This is a genomic window from Cellulomonas sp. NPDC055163 (assembly GCF_053607065.1).
The window spans coordinates 1-22,890 of the sequence record NZ_JBSGSU010000009.1 but is presented as its reverse complement, the minus strand read 5'-3'; the positions used below and the strand labels follow the sequence as shown (position 1 = coordinate 22,890).

Below are 22,890 nucleotides of genomic sequence, written 5' to 3'. Positions count from 1 at the left end.
GGGCCGTCGGCACGGGGGACCACGAGGACACCGCGTTTCCACAAGGGAGTGAAGGGCGCTCATGAACACCACCACACAGCTCGGCCAGGTCGGGGAGATCGCCGTCAAGCGGCGGTCCTTCCTCGGGATGGTCGCCGCGGGCGCGGCCGTCGTCGGCGTCCCGTCGCTGCTGACCGCGTGCTCCAGCGGCGAAGCCGGCGTGACGGCGGAGCCCGGTGCGACGGCCGGCGCCGACGTGCTGCCCACGTACAAGGAGATCGTCTTCGCGGAGCCCGACTACCCGAGCGTCAACGGGTCGACCGCGGGCTACGAGACGATCCCGGCGGACCTGGTGCAGTCGGTCGACGAGCCCCCCGGCAACGGCAGCGAGTTCACCGCGATGACGCCCCTGTGGGGCACGCCGCCGCCCGTCAAGGGAAACCAGTACTACGAGGCCGTCAACGCCGCGCTCGGCGCGACCCTCACGTTCAACATCGCCGACGGCAACGACTACGGCACGGTGCTCGCTACCGCGCTCTCGGCCGCCGACGACCTGCCGGACTGGGTCTGCGTCCCGACGTGGAACGTCCCCCCACGATTCGCGTCCGAGGTCGTGCCCAACGTCTTCCAGGACCTGACCGACTACCTGGCCGGAGACAAGGCGCTCGACTACCCGAACCTGGCGAACATCCCGACGGCGGCCTGGCAGTGGTCCTCGTTCAACGGGCGCCTCTACGGCCTGCCGTTCCCCGGCGAGGTCATCAACGACGTCGTCTTCTACCGCAAGGACATCCTCGACGGTCTGGGCATCACGCCGGACGTGAAGAGCGCCGACGACCTCCTGGCGCTGCTCCAGCAGATCAACAACCCGTCGGCCGGCATCTACGCCGCCGCGGACCTGTGGAACACGTCGACGATCATCCACGGCGTCGTGCCGAAGTGGAAGCTCGTGGACGGCAAGCTCCTGCACCGCGTCGAGACCGAGGAGTACCGCAAGGCCCTCGAGTGGAACGCCGAGGTCTGGGCCGCCGGCCTGGTGCACCCCGACATCGACACCGCCTGGAACAAGGAGCTGTTCGAGTCGGGGAAGCTGCTCGTGATGAACGACGGCATCGGCGGGTGGCACGAGGCGCTCGGCCGCCAGCTCGGCAGCAACCCCACGTACAACCAGCAGCCGCTGCCGCCCTTCGGCGCCGACGGCGGCGACCCCGTCTACTACAAGGGGCAGCCGGCGAACATCTTCAGCTTCCTCAAGAAGTCGGACGACCCCGAGCGCATCGAGGAGCTCCTGCGGATCGCGAACCTGCTCGCCGCGCCGTTCGGCACCACGGAGTTCGACCTCATCAACAACGGCGTCGAGGGCGTGCACTTCACGCGGGACGCGAGCGGCCTGCCGGTCCCGACCGAGCTGGCCCCCACCGAGCTCCAGCCGACCTACATGTTCCTCACCGCGCCGCCGGTCGTGAACGCGAAGGTCCAGTACCCCGGCTTCGTGAAGGCGTCGAGCGAGTTCACCGCGGACGCCGCGCAGTACACCGAGGAGCCGCTGTTCTACGGCGTGCAGATCAGCGAGCCCGACGAGTACGCGTCGATCGGCCAGCCGTTCGTCGACCTGGAGAAGGACATCTCGCGCGGCCGCAAGTCCATCGGCGACCTCGACGCCGCGGTCGAGACGTGGCGCCAGTCGGGCGGCGACCAGCTGCGCGAGTTCTACCAGGGCATCCTCGAGGCCTGATCGTGGCAGCCCTCGACGCACCGACGTCCCCGCGGACGTCCGGCGACGAGCCGGTGCGCCGGGCGGGCACCTCGCCCGCCCGGCCCCCGGTTCGCAAGATCACCTGGCAGGCGAAGCTCCGCCGGGACCGCTCCCTGCTGCTCATGACGCTCCCGGGCGTCGTCCTGCTCGTGCTGTTCGCGTACGTCCCCATGCTCGGCAACGTCATGGCGTGGGAGAAGTTCTCGCCCTACCGCGGCTTCCTCGGCGGGCCGTGGGTCGGCTTCGACAACTTCCTGCGCGTGTTCGACAACCCGCTGTTCCTCAACGCGGTGCAGAACACGCTCGCGATCACCGTGTTCCAGCTCGTGCTCTACTTCCCGGTGCCGATCTTCCTCGCGCTGCTGCTCAACAGCGTCGTGAGCCCGCGCATCCGCACGACCATCCAGTCGATCGTCTACCTGCCCCACTTCTTCTCGTGGGTGCTCGTCGTCGCGGTGTTCCAGCAGCTCTTCGGGGGAGCGGGCCTGCTCAGCCAGACGCTGCGCGGCCTCGGGCAGCAGCCCGTCGACATCATGACGAATCCCGACACGTTCCTGCTGCTCATCACGTCGCAGTCGATCTGGAAGGACGCCGGCTGGGGCGTCATCATCTTCCTCGCGGCGCTCAGCACGGTGGACCCGGCGCAGTACGAGGCGGCGGTCATGGACGGGGCGAACCGGTGGCGGCGCATGTGGCACATCACGCTGCCCGCGCTGCGGCCCGTCATCATCCTGCTGCTCATCCTGCGGCTCGGCGACGCGCTGACCGTCGGGTTCGAGCAGCTCCTCCTGCAGCGCGACATGGTCGGCGCGCAGGTCTCCGAGGTGATCGACACCTACGTGTACTTCCAGGGTGTGCAGTTCGGCGACTGGGGCTTCGCGGCCGCAGCGGGCCTCATGAAGGGGGTCGTCAGCCTGATCCTCGTGCTCGGCGCCAACAAGCTCGCGCACGTGTTCGGCGAGGCAGGAGTGTACAAGCGGTCATGACAGCGACGGAGAACTCCCTGACGAACCCAGCGATCGTCCTCGAGCCGCCCGCGGGCAGCCGGCGACGACCCCGGAAGTCCAAGCACCGCCCTGCGTGGGAGGAGCCGCCCACGGTCGGCGGCGCGATCGCGAAGTTCGCGGCGCTCGCCCTCGTGGTGCTCGCGGTGCTCGGCCCGCTCTACACGATCGTGCTCACGAGCCTGTCGCCGCAGTCGGTGATCAGCGAGGCCGGCGGCATGGTCCTCGTGCCGGGCGAGATCACGTTCGCGGCGTACCAGCAGCTGCTCGACGGCGGGGTCGTGTTCCGCTCGGTCGTGGTGAGCATCGGGGTGACGGCGGTCGGGACGCTGATCTCGACGGTGGTCTCGGTGCTCGCCGCGTTCGGCCTCTCGCGCACCGACTCGTTCCTGCACCGGCCGATCCTGTTCGTCTTCCTGATCACGATGTTCTTCGGGGCGGGGCTCATCCCGACCTACCTGTGGGTCAGCCAGCTCGGCCTGATCGACTCGTACTGGGCGCTGATCCTCCCGGGGGCGATCTCGGCGTTCAACGTGCTGATCCTGCGGAACTTCTTCATGGGCATCGACGCGTCGATCACGGACGCCGCCCGGATCGACGGCGCGGGGGACTGGCGGGTGCTGGGCTCGATCGTGCTGCCGATGTCCCGGGCCGTGGTCGCGGTCGTCGCGCTGTTCTACGGCGTGGGCTACTGGAACGCGTTCTTCAACGCGATGCTGTACCTGCGCGACAGCGCGAAGTGGCCGCTGCAGATGGTGCTGCGCGCGTACGTGCTGCGCGGTCAGCCGCCGCAGGGCACGACCGGCACGGTGATCGAGCTCGGTGCGGGTGGTGCGGTGCCGTCGCTCGCCGCCAAGATGGCGGTGATGGTGCTCGCGCTCGTCCCGATCCTCATCGTGTACCCGTTCGTCCAGCGCCACTTCACGAAGGGCGTCATCTTCGGCGCGATCAAGGGCTGACATGGTGCAGGGGACGCGGCTCCCGGCGGCGGGGACAGGGGGTCCCGGCCGCCGGGGGACCGCGGGGCCGACGGCGATCTCGGCGCGGCCCGCGCGCTCAGCGGGCGGGCGCGGTCGTGGCTCGCTCGGTCAGGACAGGGGCGAGCAGGCGGGTCTCGGCGGGCTGGTCGCCGGCGACGCGGGACATCGCCATCTCGACCGCGACGCGGCCGATCGCGTGTGCGGGGATGTCCACGGACGTCAGGGGGACGGGTTGGCCGAGGGCGATGTCCTGGGGGCAGACCGCGACGAGCGACAGGTCGTCGGGGACCGCGCGGCCGCGCTCGCGCAGCGTCGCGATCACGGCGGGCAGCGCGACCTCGTTGTGCACGACGAGCCCGGTCACGTGCGGCATGCGGGCGAGCACACGGTCGACGGCGTCGACGGCGCCCGAGTGCGACGACTCGCACGGCTCATAGGCGTGGTCGAGCCCGAGCTCGGCGGACTGCTGCGTGAAGCCGCGGTACATGCGGTCGGCGTACGAGGTGTGGCGCTCGAGCACCGCGGTGGGGGAGCCGATGAGCGCGACCTGGCGGTGACCGAGCTGCGCGAGGTGGCGCACGGCGGTGCGGCCGGCGGCCTCGAAGTCGAGGTCGACGCACGAGAGGCCCTCGGTGTTGGTCGGCAGGCCGATGAGCACGGCGGGCTGGCGCAGGCCGGCGAGCACGGGGACGCGCGGGTCGTCCGCCTCGATGTCCATCATGATCAGCGCGTCGACCATCGAGCCGTCGGCGACGCGCTCGAGCCCCGCGGAGTCGTCCTGCGTGAGCAGCAGGACGTCGTGGTCGAACGTGCGCGCGCTCGTGACGACGCCGGTGACGAACTGCATGATGACGCTGACGTTCACGTCGACGCGCAGGGGTGCCATGAGGGCGAGGACGTTGGTGCGGCTCGACGCGAGCGCGCGTGCGCCGGCGTGCGGGCGGTAGCCGAGCTCGCGGATGCTGCGCTCGACGCGCTGGCGCGTGGGGCCGGAGATCGGCCGCTTGCCGGACAGGACGTAGGAGACGGTCGAGGTCGAGACGCCTGCGGCGCGTGCCACGTCGTCGATGGTTGCCACGGTGTGCCCCTGTCGTGTCCGTGCGCACGTCGCTGCTCGCGTGCCGCACGGGGCTGGTCGGTCGTCGCTCACCCTAGCGCCGCGAGGCGCACGGACGTGGCTCCGACGCGTTATCGAAACTTTGCGGAAGCGCTTCGATTTGACGCGCGTGAGAATCGCGCGGCGCGGCGGCCTTATGTCCCTGGACATGCGCACGAGCGCGCGGCTACGGTGTTGAACCGCTTCGACGATCCGTATTCGTGTCGCCCCTTGCGCGCGACGTCGTCCCTTTCTCCCCGCCACCACGACCGGAGGTCCCCCGCGTGAGCAGCCCGACGCCGCCCCGGCCTGGCCTCGCCGCCCTGACCGGCGAGCTGGGCCTGCTGTACGGCGGTGACTACAACCCGGAGCAGTGGCCGCGCCACGTCTGGGACGAGGACGTCGCCCTCATGCAGGCGGCCGGGGTCAACCTCGTGACGGTCGGGGTGTTCAGCTGGGCGACCCTCGAGCCGCGGCCCGGCGAGCACGAGCTCGGCTGGCTCGACGAGGTCCTCGACCTGCTGCATGCCGGCGGCGTCGCGGTCGACCTCGCGACCCCGACCGCGTCACCGCCCCCGTGGCTCGGGCTCCGCTGGCCCGAGACCCTCGCGGTCACGCCCGACGGCGTCCGGCTCAGCCACGGCTCGCGCAACCACTTCTGCCCGTCCTCGCCCGTGTACCGGGAGCGCGCGCTCGCCATCGCCCGGGTGCTCGTCGAGCGGTACGCCGCGCACCCCGCCGTGCGGATGTGGCACATCGGCAACGAGTACGGGCAGGTCTGCTCGTGCGACCTCTGCGCCGCGGGCTTCCGGACCTGGCTCGAGCAGCGGTACGGCACCGTCGCCGAGCTCAACCGCGCCTGGGGCACCACGTTCTGGAGCCAGCGCTACGACGACTGGTCCGAGGTCGTCCCGCCGCGCGCCGCGCCGTACCTGATCAACCCGACCCAGGTGCTCGACCACCGGCGGTTCGCGTCCGACCAGCTCCTCGCGCTGTACACCGAGCAGCGCGACCTCGTGCGGGCCCACGCGCCGCACACCCCGGTCACGACCAACTTCATGGGCTTCCACCACGCGACCGACTACTGGCGCTGGGCGCCCGAGGTCGACGTCGTCGCCGACGACACCTACGGCGACCCCGCGGACCCCGAGTCGCGCGTGCTGCAGTCGCTCAGCCACGACCTCATGCGCTCGCTGCGCGGCGGGGAGCCGTGGCTGCTCATGGAGCAGGCCGTGAGCGCGGTCAACTGGCGTCCGCACAACCTGCCGAAGTCCCCGGCGCAGGCGCGGCTCGACTCGCTGCGCGCGGTCGCCCGCGGCGCCGACGGGTCCTGCTACTTCCAGTGGCGCGCGTCGACGTTCGGCGCGGAGCGGTTCCACTCGGCGCTCGTCCCGCACGCCGGCCCCGACACGCGGCTGCACCGCGCGGTCCGCGCGCACGGCGCCGAGCTCCGCTCGCTCGCACGCGTCGCCGGCACCCGCGTCGAGGCCCGCACCGCGCTCGTCTTCGACTGGTCGAGCTGGTGGGCCGCCGAGGAGCGCGCCCAGCCGAGCGACCGGCTGCGCGTGCTGCCCCAGGTGCTCGCGTACTACCGGGCGCTGTGGCGTGCGGGGGTCGCGGTCGACGTCGTGCACCCGGGCGGCGACCTCGCCGGGTACGACCTCGTCGTCGCACCCCAGCTCTACCTCGTGGACGACGACGACGCGCACCGGCTGCGCGGGGTCGTCGAGCGCGGCGGGGTGCTCGTGCTCGGGCCGTTCTCGGGCGTCGCGGACCGCGACGGGCACGTGCGGACCGGGCGGTTCCCCGTGCCGTTCGCCGACCTCGTCGGGGCCTCGGGCGAGGAGTTCTGCCCGCTGCCCGACGACGGCCTGCGGGTGGCGTCGACGGAGCTCGGGGACTTCACCGGGACCGTGTGGGGCGAGCGCCTGCGGCTCGACGGCGGCGAGGCCGTCGCGACGTTCGCGGGCGCCGACCTCGACGGGTGCCCCGCGGTCGTCCGCCACCGGGCCGCCGGCTCCCCGCCGGGCGCGGGCGCCACCGGCTCGTCGGGCACCGCCCGCGCGGGCGAGGCCTGGTACGTCGCGACGCTCCCGCCCCGCGCGGTGCTCGACGACGTGCTGGCCCGCGCCGCGCGTGCCGCCGGCGTCACGGGCGTCGTCCCGGGCGCGTCGCCGCTCCCCGAGGGCGTCGAGGCGGTCCGCCGCGGCGACGTCCTCTTCCTGCTCAACACCTCGCCCGTCGCGCACGAGCTCGCGCTCGACGGCACCCACCACGACCTGCTCTCCGGAACCGACACCACGGGCACGGTCCGCCTCGAAGCCGAGGACGCCGTCGCCCTGATCGAGAGGACCTCATGAAGTTCACCGACGGCTACTGGCAGGTCCTGCCCGGGGTCTCGATCCTGCGCCCGCAGGCGGTCGACGACGTCGTCGCCGGCGACGAGAACCTCACCGTCTACGCCGCGACGGGGCCGCTCGAGAAGCGCGGCGACACGCTCAACCGCCCGCTCATCACGGTGTCGTTCGACTCGCCGATGGACGACGTGGTCGGCGTGACGATCGAGCACTTCCAGGGCGGGCTGAACCGCGGGCCCGAGTTCGAGGTCGCGCGCTCGGTGGCCGACGTCAAGGTCGCCGGCCCGGACCTCGCGGGCGAGCCCGTGGCGACGTTCCGCTCGGGCGCGCTCACCGCACGCGTGCAGACCGAGGGGGAGTGGGGCGTCGACTTCCTCGCCGGGGGCCGCACGCTGACCACGTCGACCCCGCGCAGCATCGGCGTCATCACGGACGCCGAGGGCCGGCACTTCGTGCGCGAGCAGCTCACGCTCGGCGTCGGCGAGCACGTCTACGGCCTCGGCGAGCGCTTCGGCGCGCTCGTCAAGAACGGCCAGACCGTCGACATCTGGAACGCCGACGGCGGCACCGCGAGCGACCAGGCGTACAAGAACGTGCCGTTCTACCTGACCGACGCCGGCTACGGCGTGCTCGTCGACCAGCCCGAGCGCGTGTCGTTCGAGGTCGGCACCGAGGTCGTCTCGCGCACACAGTTCAGCGTCGAGGGCCAGTCGCTGCGGTACTACGTCATCTACGGCCCGACGCCCAAGGACGTGCTGCGCAAGCTCACCGCGCTCACGGGTCGCCCGGCGCGCGTCCCCGAGTGGTCCTACGGCCTGTGGCTGTCGACGTCGTTCACGACCGACTACGACGAGAAGACGGTCACGAGCTTCATCGACGGGATGGCCGAGCGTGACCTGCCGCTGTCGGTGTTCCACTTCGACTGCTTCTGGATGCGCCAGTTCCACTGGTGCGACTTCGTGTGGGACCCGGCGACGTTCCCCGACCCGGAGGCGATGCTCGCGCGCCTCAAGGCCAAGGGCCTCAAGATCTGCGTCTGGATCAACCCGTACATCGCGCAGCGCTCGGAGCTGTTCGCGGAGGGCCGCGAGCGCGGCTACCTCGTCAAGAACCCGGACGGGTCCGTCTGGCAGTGGAACCTGTGGCAGGCCGGCATGGCGCTCGTCGACTTCACGAACCCCGAGGCCACCGCGTGGTACCAGAGCAAGCTGCGGGTCCTGCTCGACCAGGGCGTCGACGCGTTCAAGACGGACTTCGGCGAGCGGATCCCCACGGACGTCGTCTGGCACGACGGGTCCGACCCGCAGGGCATGCACAACTACTACACGCACCTGTACAACAAGGCCGTCTTCGAGCTCCTCGAGGAGGAGAAGGGCGAGGGCGAGGCGGTGCTGTTCGCGCGGTCCGCCACGGTCGGCGGGCAGCAGTTCCCGGTGCACTGGGGCGGGGACTGCGAGTCGACGTTCGTCTCGATGGCGGAGTCGCTGCGCGGCGGGCTGTCGCTCGCGCTCTCGGGCTTCGGGTTCTGGAGCCACGACATCGGCGGCTTCGAGGGCACGCCGGACGCCGCGGTCTTCAAGCGGTGGCTCGCGTTCGGCCTGCTGTCCTCGCACAGCCGCCTGCACGGCTCCGACTCCTACCGGGTCCCGTGGGCGTTCGACGACGAGGCCGTCGACGTGACGCGCCACTTCACGCGGCTCAAGCTCTCGCTCATGCCGTACCTCGCCCGCATCGGCGCCCAGGCGCACGAGGAGGGCGTGCCGGTGATGCGGCCGATGGTCCTCGAGTTCCCGGACGACCGGGGCACCGCGACCGTCGACACGCAGTACATGCTGGGCGACAGCCTGCTCGTCGCGCCGGTGTTCAACGCCGAGGGCGACGTCGAGGTGTACGTGCCCGAGGGCACGTGGACGCACCTGCTCACCGGCGAGACCGTCACGGGCCCGCGCTGGGTCCGCGAGCGCCACGGGTACGACTCGCTGCCGCTGCTCGTGCGCCCCGGGACGGTGCTCCCGGTCGGCGCGCGGACGGACCGGCCTGACTACGACTACGCCGACGGCGTCACGCTGCGGCTCTTCGAGCTCGCGGACGGGCACCGCTCGGTCACGCACGTCCCCGGCCCCGACGGGGCGCCGGGCGCGACGTTCACGGTGACGCGGGACGGGCTCGGCGTGCGCGTCGAGGCCGCGGGCACGAGCGCGCCGTGGTCGGTCCAGCTGGGGACGCGCGAGCCCGTCGCGGCGGCCCCGGGGGCGGCGTCGGTCGACCTCACGGTCTGAGCCGCCCGTGCGGCCGCCCCCAGACTCACCCCGTCGAGACGTTCTCGGCGGGGTGCCGTCCGTGTATCGTATCGATTCGATACGTGTCCGGGCCGCGCACGCGCCTCACCAGTGCCGCCGCCGTCCCCTCCGCACCCTCACCGCACGACCTGCCCCGCAGGTACCCCTCACCCCGAAGGACTCCCGATGACGAGCTCGCGCGCCTCCGGACGCACGTTCCCCGCCGACTTCCTCTGGGGGAGCGCCACGGCGTCCTACCAGATCGAGGGCGCCGTGACCGAGGACGGCCGCGGGCCGTCGATCTGGGACACGTTCTCCGCCACGCCCGGCAAGACCCTCAACGGGGACACCGGCGCCGTCGCGGCCGACCACTACCACCGGGTCGACGAGGACGTCGCCCTCATGAAGGACCTCGGCCTGCACGCGTACCGCTTCTCGATCGCGTGGCCGCGCGTGCAGCCGACCGGCTCGGGCGCGTTCAACCCGAAGGGCCTCGACTTCTACTCCCGGCTCGTCGACCAGCTCCGCGGCGCCGAGATCGCGCCCGTGGTCACGCTCTACCACTGGGACCTCCCGCAGCCGCTCGAGGACGCGGGCGGCTGGCCGAACCGCGACACGGCGTACCGGTTCGCGGAGTACGCGGGCAAGGTCGCCGAGGTGCTCGGCGACCGCGTCGAGATCTGGACCACGTTCAACGAGCCGTGGTGCTCGGCCTACCTCGGCTACGCGTCCGGCGTGCACGCCCCGGGCCGCAACAGCCACGCCGACTCGCTCGCCGCGGCGCACCACCTCAATCTGGCGCACGGCCTCGGCGGTCGCGCGATCCGCGAGGTCCTGCCCGACGCGAAGCTCTCGATCACGCTCAACCTGCACGTGACGCGGGCCGCGAGCACCGCGCCCGAGGACGTCGACGCCAAGCGCCGCATCGACAACCTCGCGAACGAGATCTTCCTGCAGCCCGTGCTCGAGGGCCGCTACCCCGAGGAGCTCATCGCCGACACCGCGTCGGTCACCGACTGGTCGTTCGTGCACGACGGCGACGCGGAGCTCTGCCAGGTCCCGCTCAGCGTCCTCGGCATCAACTACTACTCGACGGGCCTCGTGAAGAAGCGCGAGGGCGAGTACGTCCCCGGCGACGGCACGCCCGGCCCCGACGGCCACAAGTCCTCGCCCGTGAGCGCGTGGCCCGCCGCCGACGACGTCGAGTGGCTCCCGCAGCCCGGCCCGTACACCGCGATGGGCTGGAACATCGAGCCCGAGGGCCTCACCGAGCTCCTCGTCGACGTGCACACGCGCTACCCCGAGGTCCCGCTCGCGGTCACCGAGAACGGCGCCGCGTTCTACGACACGGTCGCGGAGGACGGTCGGGTCCACGACGTCGACCGCGTCACCTACCTGCACGACCACATCGACGCCGTCGGCGACGCGATCGACAAGGGCGTGGACGTCCGCGGCTACTTCGTGTGGTCGCTCATGGACAACTTCGAGTGGGCGTACGGCTACGACCGCCGCTTCGGCATCGTGCACGTCGACTACGACAGCCTCGTGCGCACCCGCAAGGACTCGTCCTACTGGTACGCCGAGCTCGTCCGCACGAACACGATCCCGACGATCGAGTCGGCGGCCGACCTGACCTGACCGTTGAGGGCGGCCGGCTGACGGCCGCCCCCCGCACCGACGAACGCGCACCGGCCTCACGGCCCGGTGCGCGTTCGTCGTCCACGGCGCGGCGTGCGCCCTGGCGGACGCGACACCCCGGCGCGCACGAGAGGATGAGGACGTGCCGAAGGGACGACGCTCGACGAAGCGACCGTACGGCGCGCCCGTCGAGCCGCTCGACCTCGACCGGGTCCGCGGCGGGCGCTCGACCGAGTCCGGGCCGGACGGCGAGTGGACCGTGCAGCGCGTCGGGGCCTCCGAGCGCAGCTACCGCTGCCCCGGCTGCGACCAGCTCGTCGGCCCGGGGGTCGCGCACGTCGTCGCGTGGCCGGCCGACCACCTCTTCGGCGCGGACGCCGCGCTCGCGGACCGCCGCCACTGGCACACGTCGTGCTGGTCGGCTCGCGCGCGCCGCCGCCCCGGTCGTTAGCCTCGGGCCCATGCCGTCCCCCCACCGGGCCCCGCGCCTCGTCGCGACCGACCTCGACGGCACGCTCCTGCGCAGCGACGGTACCGTCTCGCCACGCACCCGCGCCGCGCTCCTCGCCGCCGAGCGCGCCGGCATCGAGGTCGTCTTCGTCACCGCGCGGCCGCCGCGCTGGCTGCACGACGTGCGCGACGTCGTCGGGCAGCACGGGGTCGCGATCTGCGCGAACGGCGCCGCGGTCGTCGACGTGCGCGCCGACGTCGTCCTCGCCGAGCGCGCGATGCGGCGCAGCGTGGTGTCCGGGCTGGTGGCGCGCGTGCGCGACCGGTTGCCGGGGACCCGCTTCGCGGTCGAGCGCCGGGCGGGGATCCTCGCGGAGCAGGGCTTCGTGGGCCCGCACCCGCTCCCGGCCGGCGCCCCGGTGGTCGACGCCCTCGAGACCGGGCTCGACGACGCGACCTACAAGCTCCTCGCGCGCCGCCCCGGCGAGGACCCGGCGGACTTCCTGCGCGACGTGGCCGCCGTCCTCGGGCCCGACGCCGTGCTCGCCGACTCCGGGGCGGTCGGCCTCGCCGAGGTCACCGGGCCGGGCGTGACGAAGGCGTCGACGCTCGCGACGTGGGCCGAGCAGCGCGGGCTCGGGCCGGACGACGTGTGGGCGTTCGGGGACGCCCCGAACGACCTGCCGATGCTCGCATGGGCGGGCGTGTCGTTCGCCGTCGGCAACGCGCACCCGGACGTCGCGGGCGCTGCGAGCCGCCGGTGCGGGACGAACGACGACGACGGCGTCGCGGAGCAGCTCGAGGGCGCGCTCGGGCTGCTCGGCGACGCACCGGAGCACGCCCGCCCGGCGCGCTGAGGCCCACCGCGCGCGGCTAGTCTCGGGGGCGATGAGCACCGACGACACCCCGACCGGCGAACCGACCCCCGTCCGCGCACTGACCGTGCTGCCCGCGCACCGCGAGGACGTCGAGCTGCACACCGCCGACGGCCTCACGCTCGTCGGCGAGCTCGCGCGCCCGGTCGCCGAGGACGGCAGCCTGCCCGCCCCGGGCGCGACCCTCGTGACGCTGCACCCGCTGCCGACGCACGGCGGGTACATGGACTCCCACGTGCTGCGCAAGGCCTCGTGGCGGCTGCCCGCGATGGCCGGCGTCGCCGTGCTCCGGTTCAACACGCGGGGCACGAGCAGCCCGCGGGGCACGAGCCAGGGCGCGTTCGACGGCGGCGTCGGCGAGCGGCTCGACGTGCACGCCGCGATCGAGTACGCCGAGTTCCACGACCTGCCGAACCGCTGGCTCGTGGGCTGGTCCTTCGGCACCGAGCTCGCGCTCATGCACGGCCGGGACCCGTCGATCGAGGGCGCGATCCTGCTCTCGCCGCCGCTGCACCGGGCGACGGACGCCGACCTCGACGCGTGGGACGCGTTCGGCAAGCCGCTCGTCGTGCTCGTCCCCGAGCTCGACGACTACCTGCGCCCGCCCGAGGCGCGCGAGCGGTTCGCGCGCGTCCGGCACGCCGAGGTCATCGGGGTCGACGGCGCGAAGCACCTGTGGGTCGGTGAGCCGGCCGTGCGGCGCGTGCTCGACGAGATCGTCGGCCACGTGCTGCCGGGAGCCCCCGTCCCGCTGCCCACCACCTGGCTCGGGGAGAGCACCACCGCCGACGTCCAGGAGCCCGCATGAGCACCGCACCCGACCCCGCCGACCTGGTGCTCCCGGTCCGCACCTACGCCGACGGCACCGGGCGTGCGCACCACCACGACGCGCTGCCCGTCGTCCTCCTGCACGCCTTCCCGTTCGACGCGCGCATGTGGGACGACGTCGCCGCGGCGCTCCCCGCCGACCGCCCCGTGCTCGCGCTCGACCTGCCCGGTCACGGCGCCGCCGCCGGTCTGACGCCCGCGGAGCCCTCGCTCGAGGCGGTCGCGGACGCCGTCGCGGCGTCGCTGTCCGAGGTCGGCGTCGAGCGCGCGGTCGTCGCGGGGCTGTCGATGGGCGGCTATGTCGCGCTCGCGCTCCTCGAGCGTCACCCCGGGCTGGTCGCGGGGCTCGGGCTCCTCGACACGCGCACGACCGCGGACGCCGACGAGGCGCGCGCGAACCGGCTCCGCGTGGCGGCGGCCGTCGAGGAGTCGTCGGCCGTCGACGAGGTGCGCCCGATGGCGCGCGCGGTGCTCGGCGCGGCGTCGCTCGCCGGCCGCCCCGAGGTCGTCGAGCGCGTCGCCGGGTGGGTCGGCGAGCAGCCGCCCGCCGGGGTCGCGTGGTCGCAGCGCGCGATGGCCGCCCGGCCCGACCGCACCGCCACGCTCGCCGCGTACACCGGTCCGGTGCTCGTGCTCGTCGGGGACGAGGACACGATCACGCCCCTCGCGGACGCCGAGCGCACGCGGACCGCGGCCCCGCTCGCGGACCTCGTCGTGGTGCCGGGGGCGGGGCACCTGAGCGCGGTCGAGCAGCCCGGGCCGGTCGCCGCCGCCCTCGAGCGCCTCGCGCGCCGGGCCGACGCTGCGGTGGACGTCCGCCCCGAGCACTGACCTGCGGTCCGAGAGCTGCACGGGTCACGGGCCTCGACCTCGGGGGCGCCGACCTCGGGACCCGGACTTCGCGCGCTTTGACTCCGCGGGCTCTGCGCTCGCGGGTCGCGACCTCGTGGGCCGCCTGCCGGGGGAGCGGTGCCTGCTCCGGAAGGGCCGCCTCCCTGGGGGAGGGTCACCTGTGCGGTGAAGCCCGCCTGCCTGGGGAGGCCGCCTGCCTGGTGAGGCCGGCCTGCCTGGGGCGGGGTCGCCTGCCTGGTGAGGCCGGCCTGCCTGGGGCGGGGTCGCCTGCCTGGTGAGGCCGGCCTGCCTGCGGAGGGCCGCCTGCCTGGGGAGCAGCACCGCCCCCGCAGCAGCACCGGCCGCGGGCGTCACGGCCCGGGCGGCGTCGAGCGCGGACGGGACCAGGGTCCGCGCCCGACGTCAGGCGGGCGTCAGCGAGCCAGCGCGCGAGCGAGGGCGTCGGGCAGGTCGAGGGACTCCCCGTCCTTGCCGCCCGCGCCGATGACGAGCGGCGGGTCCTGCGGCGTCAGCGTCGTCCCGCGCAGCCGCGCCCGCAGGCTCGTCGGGACCCCGAGGACGTAGTACTCCCCGTCGGTGCCGACGGCGACCTTCTCGTCGCGGCGCAGGTACCACCCCGTGACCGGGGTCCGGTACCGGTGCCGGCCGTCGTAGCTGTGCGCCCGCAGGGGGACGGGCGCGACGCCGCGCGCTCGGGCGGTCTCGACGAACTCCGCGAGGAGCGCGCGTGCCCGCGTCGACTCCGCGAGCCGCCGCCGTTCGAGCGCCTCGGCGTGCACGGCGGCGGCCTCGCGGCGCTGAGTGCGCCAGTCGTCGCCCGAGGACGCGCTCACGGCGCGGTCCGCGCCCGGCTCATCGACGAGCCTTCGACGCCCGCGGGGTCGAGGACCGGGCCCCGCTGCCGGTCACGGCCCGGTCCGCCGCCGACTCCGCACCCTCGTCCTGCGCCGGGATGCTGTCCCGCGCGTCCGGCCCCGCCGTCGGCTCCTGCTCGGTCGCAGGCTCCTCCTCCGTCCCGGGGTCACCGTCGGCCACGGGCTCCTGCGCGGCCGGGGCCGCATCGGCGTCGGCGTCCGGCGACTCCTCGTGCGCGTCGTGCGCATCGTGCGCCTCGGCCGCGTCGGCCCGCACCGCGGCCGCGCCCGCGTCGTCGCGTGCGTCGGCGTCGCCCCCGTCGCCGCCCTTCTCCTCGACCCGCTCCTCGCCGGGAGCGCGGTCCGACACCGTCGTCCCGGCCTCGACCGCGTCGCCGTCGGCCGTCGCGTCGTCGTCCGCCCGGTCGTGGGGCGCGGCGTCCTGCACGGCGCGGTCGCCCGCGGCGTCGTCCGGCGCACCCGTCGAGCCGACGTGGGGCGCGGCGCTGTCCGGCCGCGTGGGTCGGTCGGCGTCGTCCGACCCGGCGGCAGGCGTGCTCGAACGTCCGGCGACCGCCGCGTCTCGCGACGACGGCTCGCCCTCGGCGTCGCCGGCGGCGGGCACCGACGAGATCGCCGCCGCGCGGGCCCGTCCGGCCGCCGACACGGGGGAGGGGCGCTTGCCGGCCGGGCGGCCCTGGGGGCGGTTCGCGGGGCGCGCGGGCGTGCGGGGAGCCGGCTCGGGCTCGGGCTCGCTGCTCTGCACGGGCTCCGGCGCCGCCGAGGTGAGCCGGGCCTCGGCCTGCTCCGCGCGCTCGAGCGTCGTCCGGCTCGGGACGGGGTCGTTACCGAGCAGGTTGCGCAGCTCGTCGAGGTACGACGTGATCGACTCGCGCTGCCGGTTGAGCTCCTCGACCTGGCGCTGCGCGGTCGTCCGCTCGCGCTCGGACTCGGTGAGCGCGTCCGAGAGCGACTTCTCGGCGTACTCGCGCGCCTCCGCGACGACGCGGTCGGCCGTGCGGCGGGCGTCGGCCAGCAGCTCCTTGGCGTGGGCCTCGGAGTCGACCCGGACCCGCTCCGCCTGCTCGAGCGCCTGCGCGACCCGCACCTCGGCGTCGGCGGCGTGCGCCTCGGCGTCCCGGACGAGCCGCTCCGTCTCGGCGCGCGCCGTCTCGTGCCGCTCCGCGTCGGCGTGCTCGGCCGCCTCGTGGCGTGCGGCGATCGACAGCTCCGCGTCGGCGAGCGCCTGCTCGGCGCGCTGCAACAGCTCCTCGGCCTGCGCCCTCGCGGCCGCGACGACCTCCGCGCCGGTCCGGCGCGCGTCCGTGAGCGCACGCTCGACCTCGACCCGCGTCGCCTCGCGCTGCTCGGCGAGCTCACGCTCGGTACGGTCGCGCAGCTCGGTCGTCTCCCGGCCCGTGGTGTCGCGGAGCTCGTCCGTCTCGCGCTCGACGGAGGACCGCAGGTGCACCGTCTCGTGCACCGTCCGCTCGCGCAGCTCGGTCGTCTCTCGCTCGGCCTGCGCGCGGATCTCGGCGGCGTAGTGCTCGGCCTCGAGCCGCAGCGCCGAGATCGACTGCTCGGCCTCGGCGCGCAGCGCGGCGATCTCGTCGCCCACGCCCGCCCGCAGCTCGCCCGTCTCGCGCTCGGCGCTCGCCCGCACCGAGCCCGCGTACTGCTCCGCCTCGCCGCGCAGCCCCGCGACCTCGGCGGCGACCTGGTGCTCGAGCGCCGCGGCCTCCCGCTCGGCGCGGGCCCGCACGCCGTCCGCGTACTCCTGCGCCTCGGCGCGCAGCGACGTCGACTCCGCCGCGATCTGCTGCCGGGCCTCGGCGACCTCGGTCGCGACGACGGACCGCTGCATCGCGGCGTAGCGCTCGGCCTCGGCGCGCAGCGCCGCGAGCTCGCCCTCGACGCGCTGGCGCAGCGCGGTGGTCTCGGCGTCCGCGCTCTGGCGCAGGTCCTGCGCGTAGCGCTCGGCCTCCTCGCGCTGCGCGGTGGCCTCCACCTCGGTCGACGACCGCAGCTCGCTCGCCGCCCGCTCGGTCGAGATCCGCAGCTCGGTCGCCTCGCGCTCGACCGTCGCCCGGAGCGTCCCCAGCTCGCGCTCGAGGGACGTGCGGCGCTCGCTCTCCTCGGTGTTGAGCGCGGAGTGGATGCGGGCCGCCTCGCGCTCCGCGGAGCCCAGGAGCTCCTCGGCGCGGCGCTGCGCGGCCAGCACGGTGCTGTCGGCCTCGGTGCTCGCGGTCGTCCGCAGCTCCTCGGCCTCGCGCCGCGCCGTCGCGAGCATCTCGCCGACCTCGTTCTCGGCGCGCGAGCGGAGCTGGCCGGCCGCGAGCTTGGCGCGCGCGAGGGCGTCGGACGCCTGCGCGTTCGCCTGCTGCACCACGTCGGACGACTGCTCCTCGGCGGAGCGCAGGAGCTGCTCGATGCGCGAGCCCAGCCCGGAGTACGTCGGGCGCTCGGCCTCGCGCAGGTGCCGCTGTGCCTCGGAGAGCTCGCCGGCCATCTGCATCGCGCGGCCGTCGAGCTGCTCGACCTGGTCGCGCGCCTCGCTCAGCGCCTGCTCGAGCGCCTTGATCCGCGCGTCGACGGGTCCTCGGTCGTACCCGCGGAAGTTGACGACGGGGAAGGGCGAACGGTCCTCGGGCACGGGATCCTCCTGGGCGCGTCGGCGCCGGTCCGCGGGCGCCTCGATCGAGGCGCGGGGCAAGTCGGCCGGTAGTCCTCGGGCAGGATATCGGTCCTCGTGAGGGGGCCGAACCGTGCCCCGACCAGCATGTCGCACACCTGCCCGTTCTGCCCCGGCCGAGGGTTCCGCCTATCCTGGGTCGTCACGTTCGAGAGGACCCCGCGTGCTCCAGAGACTCATCGCCGCCGTTCTCGGCGTGCTCGGCCTCGTGGTCGCCGGGCTCGGCGTCGCCTCGGCGACCGCCTGGCGCGCCGACGACGTGCTCGTCGCCGACGCCCGCACCGCGAGCGACACCCGGATCGTCACGACGGACGCCGGGGTGCTCGAGCTCGCCGGCGACGAGGTCTCCGTGCGCGTCACGGCCGCCGACGACTCCCCGGTCGTCCTCGCCGTCGGGCGCGACACGGACGTCGCCGCCTGGGTCGGCGCGGACCCGCACGTGCGCGTCACGGGCCTGTCCGGCTGGCACGAGCTGCGCACGGCGACGGTCGAGCCCGAGCCCGCACCGTCGGCCGAGGCCACCGCCCCCGCGGATCCCGCCGCTGCCCCCGCGGACCCCGCCGCCGACCCCGCTGCTGCGGACCCTGCCGCCGACCCCGCTGCTGCCGACCCCGCCGCGGCCGAGGCTGCCGACGCCCCGCCCGCGATCCCGAACCCGGCAGGCTCGGACCTGTGGGTCCTGGAGGAGAGCGGCGTCGGCAGCGCGACGCTCACGTGGCCCGCTCAGCCGGGCCGCTGGAGCCTCGTCGCCGTGAGCCTGGGCGAGGCGCCGCCCGTCGTCGAGCTGAGCTGGCCCCGGACGGTCACGACCCCGTGGCTCTGGCCGTGCGTCGCCCTGGGTGGTGTGCTGCTGCTCGCGGGCCTCGCGCTCGCGGTGCGGCTGTGGCTGCGCTCGCGCCGCGGCGAGGACGCGGCCGACTGGCACCCCGTCGGCACCGGGCCGGTCCCCGTGGTCGCGGGCGCCGGCACCGCCACAGCCGCCGCGGCCCCATCCGCCGGCGCCGAGACGGGCGAGACGATCGTGCTCACCCGCCGTCAGATGCGCGACGCCGGGCTGACGGGCGAGACCCGTTCGCGCCGCCGCGAGCGGACGGGCCGCGCAGCGACCGGTGAGCAGCAGGCGCTGCCCGTCGACGCACCGGCCCGGGTCGCCCGGGGTGCGTCGCCCGACGAGACCGCACCGCCCACGGACGCGCCGGTCCCGCGCTGGGCGGCGGCCGCTGCCGCCGTCCCCACGACGAGCCGGACCGCCCCGCCCGCGGAGGGCGCACGCCCGCCGTGGGGGCGGGCGGTCCCCGGTGCGGAGCCACGCCCGGCGGCGGACGACGCGACGCCCGGTGCGGTGCGCCCCACCGCAGCTCCCGTCGCCGGGACGGGTCCGTCCGGCCGGCCGACGAGCGCACCCACCGCCGGTCGGCCGGCGAGCGCACCCGCCGCCGCCAGGTCCGAGCGCCCGGGCGAGGCGCCCGCCGCAGCCCAGCCCGAGCGCCTCGGCGACGCGCCCCGGGGCCCGGCATGGGCAGCTCAGCTCGGCCGCCGGGCCGCCGGCCCCGCACCGTCCGTCCCCGTCCCCCCGCCCGGCCGGCAGGGCGGTGCCCCCGGCGCAGGCAGCGCACCCGGTGCCCCCGGCGCAGGCAGTGCACCCGGTGCCCCCGTGGGTGCCCGCCGGCCCGCTCCGACCGGACCGTCGGCGCCAGCCACCCCGGCACCGGGTCCGGCTTCCCGCCCGGAGCGCCCGGCCGCACCGCCCACGGGCTGGACGCCGTCGGCGCCCCTGCGCCCCGAGGCGACCCCCGCCGTCGGGTCGGGACAGCCCGCGGGTCCGTCGCGGCTGCCTGGCCCCCCGGGACGTCCGTCGCACCCCGACGCCGCACCGACGGGCGCGCGGGCGTCGTGGCTTCCGTCAGCGCCGTCGCAGCCCCCGGGCGCGCGCCCGCAGGACGCACCGCGCGCCCGGCCCGGCGCGTCCGGCCCCGCGCAGCCGGTGCGTGGTCCGGGTCAGGCCTCGGCTCAGCCGTCGACGGCGGGCGCGGGTCCGCGCGCCGGTGTCGCGGCGCCACGGAGCGCGGGTGGCCGTGGCGAGCACCTCCCGGCGCCGGGCGCCGGGGCCCCGCACCACGGGAGCCACGCCGCGCCGAGCGAGGTGCCGGCCGCGCGGGCCGACGCGTGGCGGAGGGCCTGGGGCTTCCCCGAGCCCGCGGACGACGAGCGAGACGACGGACCGACGACCAGGGAGGGGCAGCGATGAACGCACGTGCACGCCGTCGCCTCGCCACCGCGTCCGCCCTCGGGCTCGTGCTCGTGCTCACGCTCGGCGCGTGCGCGACGCCTCCGCCCGAGCCGCAGCCCGAGGCGGTCCCGGCCGTCGCGCCCCCGGCGCTCACGGTCGCGCAGTCGACGAACGTCCTCGAGGACGTCGGTGCGGTGCTCGCGGCCGGCGACGCCACGTTCGACGCGTCGGGCCTGCCCGCACGGCTCGTGGGGCCGGCGCTCGACGTGCGGCGCCTCGAGTACGCCCGAGCGACCGCGACCGGGGGGACCCGGCTCCCGACCGCGCTCCCGATGGAGGCGCAGGCGACCGTCGTCCCGAACACGACCGAGTGGCCGCGGACGCAGCTCGTCGTGTCGGAGCAGCCCGACACGCTCGAGGCTCCCCGCATCCTGGTGCTGAGGCAGGAGTCGGCGCGCGAGCCGTACAGGCTCTGGGGGTGGGCGCGGCTCGGTCCCGGGGTCCAGATGCCCGCCACCGCCGACCCCACGCTCGGCAGCGCGACGGTCGCGCCGGACTCGACCGCGCTGCTGGTGTCGCCCGGGTCCGTGCTGCCGCAGTACGCCGACGTGCTCGCGAACGGGGACGCGTCCGCGAGCGCGGCGACGTACCCCCAGGACTTCTTCCGGCAGACGATCGAGGCGGCGCGCGCGAACATGCAGGCCGCGGTCGCCCCGGTCGGGACGGTCGCCGAGACCTACGTCCCCCGGGCGGAGGCGCCGGTGGCGCTCGCGACGGCGGACGGCGGCGCGATCGTCGTCGGGGCGATCGACACCACGACCACGCTCGCGATCGCCGAGCCGGGCATCGACCTCGACCCGACCACCGCGGCGCTCGCCGGCAAGCCCCGCGTCACGAGCAGCCTCGTGAGCACGTGGGCCGACGTGCTCGTCTTCTACGTCCCCCCGGCGGGCTCCGAGACGACGCAGGTCCAGCTGCTCGCGGGTGAGCACGCCCGTACGTCCGTCGCCGGTCAGTAGCCGGCCCCTCGACCAGGAGAGCCTCACGATGAGCCAGCCGTCCGCCCCCCAGCCTCGACTCGACGTGCGCGGGGCGATCGACCTGTCGTCGCTCGCGCGCCCGAGCACGCCGCCGTCCGGTGCGCCGGGCGGCCCGCCGGCCGCCGGCGGCTTCGTGGTGGACGTCGACGAGTCGTCGTTCGGCCAGCTCGTGCAGGACTCGACGACCTACCCGGTCGTGGTCCTGCTCTGGGCACCGTGGAGCCAGGTCAGCACCGGGCTCGCTGCGGACCTCGGCACGCTCGCCGACGAGTACGCGGGCCGCTTCCTGCTCGCGCGCATCGACGGTGAGGCCAACCCGCAGATCGCGCAGGCCTTCGGCGTCCAGTCGCCGCAGTCGCTCCCGGTGGCGGTCGCCGTCGTCGCCGGACAGCCGCTGCCGCTGTTCCAGGGCGCGTACCCGATCGAGCAGGTCCGCGGGGTGATCGACCAGGTCATCGCCGCCGCGGCGGCCAACGGTGTGACCGGCACGGCGCCGGGCGGGAGCGCCGCCCCGACGGACGAGCCCGAGGAGCCGCCGCTCCCGCCGCTGCACCAGGCGGCGTACGACGCGATCGAGCGCGACGACCTCCCCTCCGCGCAGGAGGCGTACGCCCAGGCGCTCCGGGAGAACCCCCGGGACGCGATGGCACGTGCCGGTCTCGCGCAGGTCGGCCTCCTGTCGCGGACGCGGGACGCGGACCTCTACGCCGCACGGCGTGCGGCAGCCGACGACCCGGCCGACGTCGCTGCCCAGCTGCTCGTCGCCGACCTCGACGTCCTCGGCGGCAAGATCGACGACGCTTTCTCCCGGCTCGTCGATCTCGTGCGCGTCACCGCGGGACCGGAGCGCGAACGTGTGCGCCTGCACCTCGTCGAGCTGTTCGAGGTGGTCGGCGCCGAGGACCCGCGGGTCGGCGCCGCCCGTCGCGCGCTCGCCAACGCCCTGTACTGATCCGGGTCTGACCCCGAGGCGACCCGGGATCGTCGCGGGGGAGCGTCCCGCCGCGTCGCACCCCGCACTCCCGCACCGGCCACCGCGCCCGGTCCACCTCCACGGTGGGCCGGGCGTCGTACTGTCCGGCGGACGTCGTCCGGCCTCGCGCCGACGAACGCCGACGAATGCCGGCCGGGGCGCCGGCGATGTGCCCAGCCACGGATGCGCCCGGGGCCGAGGGGGTGTGCGCGGGCTCTGCGCGCGCACGTGACGGCCGTCACCCCGACGCGACTTGACCGTCGCGAGGGTGCTGCGTAAGTTTCTCGATGTCGCCCGGCAGGGAGGAACGGACACCAGCGAGTCATCCTGGTGGCTGGTCCCACCGAGGTGGCCACCCCCGAGCAGTCACCGAGGCGCTTCTGGCGCCGGACGAGACACGCTCGGGATGAGCTAGTCTCTCTCCTCGGATCGGCCCAGCGGGCCGGTCCGGATCACCCCGAGCGGGTGGTCACGGAGAGCGAGAAGCTCCGGTATGGTTCAGCAGTCAGGCCGCCCGGCAGGGAGGAACGGACACCAGGAATGATCCTGGTGGTCGGTCCCACCGAGGCAGCCACACCCCGAGCTTGTCCGAGGCGGATATCCGTCTCAACCGGCGCGCTCGGAGCGGAACTCTCACCCACGACCGGCTCGACAGAGCGGGTTGACGGAGACGAGGGAAGCACGTAAGATTGAGAAGTTGCCTCCGGATGGGTCGAAGGGCCTGGATGGATGAGCGTCTGCTCCTTGAGAACTCAACAGTGTGCCAAGTAGTCGATGCCAAGATGGTTCATCGGCGGGGTTGTTCGGCTGTAGTGGTCGGGTGGTCTCGTGTGGTGAGTCTTGGTTGACTGGGGATCGTCTTCCGCCTCCGTGGAAGTGCGGTTCTCATGAAGCCGAATTCAACTGGTCCCGGAGTGATTCGGGGCTGTTTCGTGTGTCGGTTGCCTTGCCGTTTCGGCGGTGGGGTGCCATGTAGACATTTACGGAGAGTTTGATTCTGGCTCAGG

The 22,890-nt window shown here is 74.6% G+C and carries 16 protein-coding genes; 13 read left to right on the top strand and 3 right to left on the bottom strand.

Annotated elements, in window-relative coordinates; translation table 11 throughout:
* Window positions 1–61 precede the first annotated feature (61 nt).
* From ACWFNE_RS17265 to ACWFNE_RS17255, 3 genes are read left to right on the top strand one after another with little or no spacing between them, the layout of a single operon-like run.
* Entirely contained in the window at window positions 62–1,714 is a 1,653-nt protein-coding gene (locus ACWFNE_RS17265; protein ID WP_452123656.1) for a sugar ABC transporter substrate-binding protein, read from the top strand.
* Between the two features lie 2 nt (window positions 1,715–1,716).
* Complete coding sequence (locus tag ACWFNE_RS17260; RefSeq protein ID WP_452123655.1) at window positions 1,717–2,721, top strand: ABC transporter permease; 1,005 nt, start codon at window positions 1,717–1,719, stop codon at window positions 2,719–2,721.
* Window positions 2,718–3,698, top strand: a complete 981-nt coding sequence (locus ACWFNE_RS17255; protein ID WP_034627958.1) for a carbohydrate ABC transporter permease — start codon at window positions 2,718–2,720, stop codon at window positions 3,696–3,698. The genes ACWFNE_RS17260 and ACWFNE_RS17255 overlap by 4 nt, the downstream gene beginning before the upstream one ends.
* Before the next feature lie 97 nt (window positions 3,699–3,795).
* Here ACWFNE_RS17255 and ACWFNE_RS17250 read toward each other — a convergent pair whose 3' ends face one another.
* The gene (locus tag ACWFNE_RS17250; protein WP_452123654.1) at window positions 3,796–4,797 is read right to left on the bottom strand and encodes a LacI family DNA-binding transcriptional regulator; all 1,002 of its coding nucleotides are present in this window, start codon (window positions 4,795–4,797) and stop codon (window positions 3,796–3,798) included.
* Window positions 4,798–5,099: 302 nt separating this feature from the next.
* Between ACWFNE_RS17250 and ACWFNE_RS17245 the strand changes: the two genes are divergently transcribed.
* From ACWFNE_RS17245 to ACWFNE_RS17215, 7 genes are all read left to right on the top strand, one after another.
* Window positions 5,100–7,175, top strand: a complete 2,076-nt coding sequence (locus ACWFNE_RS17245) for a beta-galactosidase (protein ID WP_452123653.1) — start codon at window positions 5,100–5,102, stop codon at window positions 7,173–7,175.
* Complete coding sequence (gene yicI / locus ACWFNE_RS17240; protein ID WP_452123652.1) at window positions 7,172–9,451, top strand: alpha-xylosidase; 2,280 nt, start codon at window positions 7,172–7,174, stop codon at window positions 9,449–9,451. Before ACWFNE_RS17245 ends, yicI begins: the two co-directional genes overlap by 4 nt.
* A 186-nt stretch (window positions 9,452–9,637) precedes the next feature.
* Window positions 9,638–11,089 carry a GH1 family beta-glucosidase gene (locus tag ACWFNE_RS17235; protein ID WP_452123651.1) on the top strand — a complete coding sequence of 484 codons (1,452 nt, stop codon included), beginning with the start codon at window positions 9,638–9,640 and terminating at the stop codon, window positions 11,087–11,089.
* Window positions 11,090–11,231: 142 nt separating this feature from the next.
* A complete protein-coding gene (locus tag ACWFNE_RS17230) occupies window positions 11,232–11,540 on the top strand; it encodes a hypothetical protein (RefSeq protein ID WP_452123650.1) in 309 nt (102 codons plus the stop codon).
* Window positions 11,541–11,550: 10 nt separating this feature from the next.
* Window positions 11,551–12,396: an HAD family hydrolase gene (locus tag ACWFNE_RS17225; RefSeq protein WP_452123649.1), complete on the top strand. Its 846-nt coding sequence runs from the start codon at window positions 11,551–11,553 to the stop codon at window positions 12,394–12,396.
* Window positions 12,397–12,427: 31 nt separating this feature from the next.
* Entirely contained in the window at window positions 12,428–13,222 is a 795-nt protein-coding gene (locus ACWFNE_RS17220) for an alpha/beta hydrolase (RefSeq protein WP_452123648.1), read from the top strand.
* Window positions 13,219–14,073, top strand: coding sequence for an alpha/beta fold hydrolase (locus ACWFNE_RS17215; protein ID WP_452123647.1), 855 nt, complete (start codon window positions 13,219–13,221; stop codon window positions 14,071–14,073). The genes ACWFNE_RS17220 and ACWFNE_RS17215 overlap by 4 nt, the downstream gene beginning before the upstream one ends.
* Window positions 14,074–14,507: 434 nt before the next feature.
* On the opposite strand, the gene ACWFNE_RS17210 is transcribed toward ACWFNE_RS17215, so the two are convergent.
* Window positions 14,508–14,927, bottom strand: coding sequence for a hypothetical protein (locus ACWFNE_RS17210; protein ID WP_452123646.1), 420 nt, complete (start codon window positions 14,925–14,927; stop codon window positions 14,508–14,510).
* 19 nt (window positions 14,928–14,946) lie between these two features.
* Entirely contained in the window at window positions 14,947–17,601 is a 2,655-nt protein-coding gene (locus ACWFNE_RS17205) for a hypothetical protein (protein ID WP_452123645.1), read from the bottom strand.
* A gap of 202 nt (window positions 17,602–17,803) precedes the next feature.
* Between ACWFNE_RS17205 and ACWFNE_RS17200 the strand changes: the two genes are divergently transcribed.
* The 3 genes from ACWFNE_RS17200 to ACWFNE_RS17190 are packed head-to-tail and all read left to right on the top strand — an operon-like array spanning window position 17,804 to window position 21,862.
* Window positions 17,804–19,888, top strand: coding sequence for a hypothetical protein (locus ACWFNE_RS17200; protein WP_452123644.1), 2,085 nt, complete (start codon window positions 17,804–17,806; stop codon window positions 19,886–19,888).
* Window positions 19,885–20,889 carry a hypothetical protein gene (locus ACWFNE_RS17195; RefSeq protein ID WP_452123643.1) on the top strand — a complete coding sequence of 335 codons (1,005 nt, stop codon included), beginning with the start codon at window positions 19,885–19,887 and terminating at the stop codon, window positions 20,887–20,889. Before ACWFNE_RS17200 ends, ACWFNE_RS17195 begins: the two co-directional genes overlap by 4 nt.
* Before the next feature lie 28 nt (window positions 20,890–20,917).
* Window positions 20,918–21,862, top strand: coding sequence for a tetratricopeptide repeat protein (locus ACWFNE_RS17190; RefSeq protein ID WP_452123642.1), 945 nt, complete (start codon window positions 20,918–20,920; stop codon window positions 21,860–21,862).
* Window positions 21,863–22,890 lie beyond the last annotated feature (1,028 nt).

What these genes read in the sequence shown, in the direction of transcription:
- ACWFNE_RS17190 (WP_452123642.1), top strand. Translation starts at nt 20,918, where the DNA reads ATGAGCCAGCCGTCCGCCCCCCAGCCTCGACTCGACGTGCGCGGGGCG.
- ACWFNE_RS17215 (WP_452123647.1), top strand. Translation starts at nt 13,219, where the DNA reads ATGAGCACCGCACCCGACCCCGCCGACCTGGTGCTCCCGGTCCGCACC.
- ACWFNE_RS17255 (WP_034627958.1), top strand. Translation starts at nt 2,718, where the DNA reads ATGACAGCGACGGAGAACTCCCTGACGAACCCAGCGATCGTCCTCGAG.
- ACWFNE_RS17220 (WP_452123648.1), top strand. Translation starts at nt 12,428, where the DNA reads ATGAGCACCGACGACACCCCGACCGGCGAACCGACCCCCGTCCGCGCA.
- ACWFNE_RS17265 (WP_452123656.1), top strand. Translation starts at nt 62, where the DNA reads ATGAACACCACCACACAGCTCGGCCAGGTCGGGGAGATCGCCGTCAAG.
- ACWFNE_RS17225 (WP_452123649.1), top strand. Translation starts at nt 11,551, where the DNA reads ATGCCGTCCCCCCACCGGGCCCCGCGCCTCGTCGCGACCGACCTCGAC.
- ACWFNE_RS17195 (WP_452123643.1), top strand. Translation starts at nt 19,885, where the DNA reads ATGAACGCACGTGCACGCCGTCGCCTCGCCACCGCGTCCGCCCTCGGG.
- yicI (WP_452123652.1), top strand. Translation starts at nt 7,172, where the DNA reads ATGAAGTTCACCGACGGCTACTGGCAGGTCCTGCCCGGGGTCTCGATC.
- ACWFNE_RS17235 (WP_452123651.1), top strand. Translation starts at nt 9,638, where the DNA reads ATGACGAGCTCGCGCGCCTCCGGACGCACGTTCCCCGCCGACTTCCTC.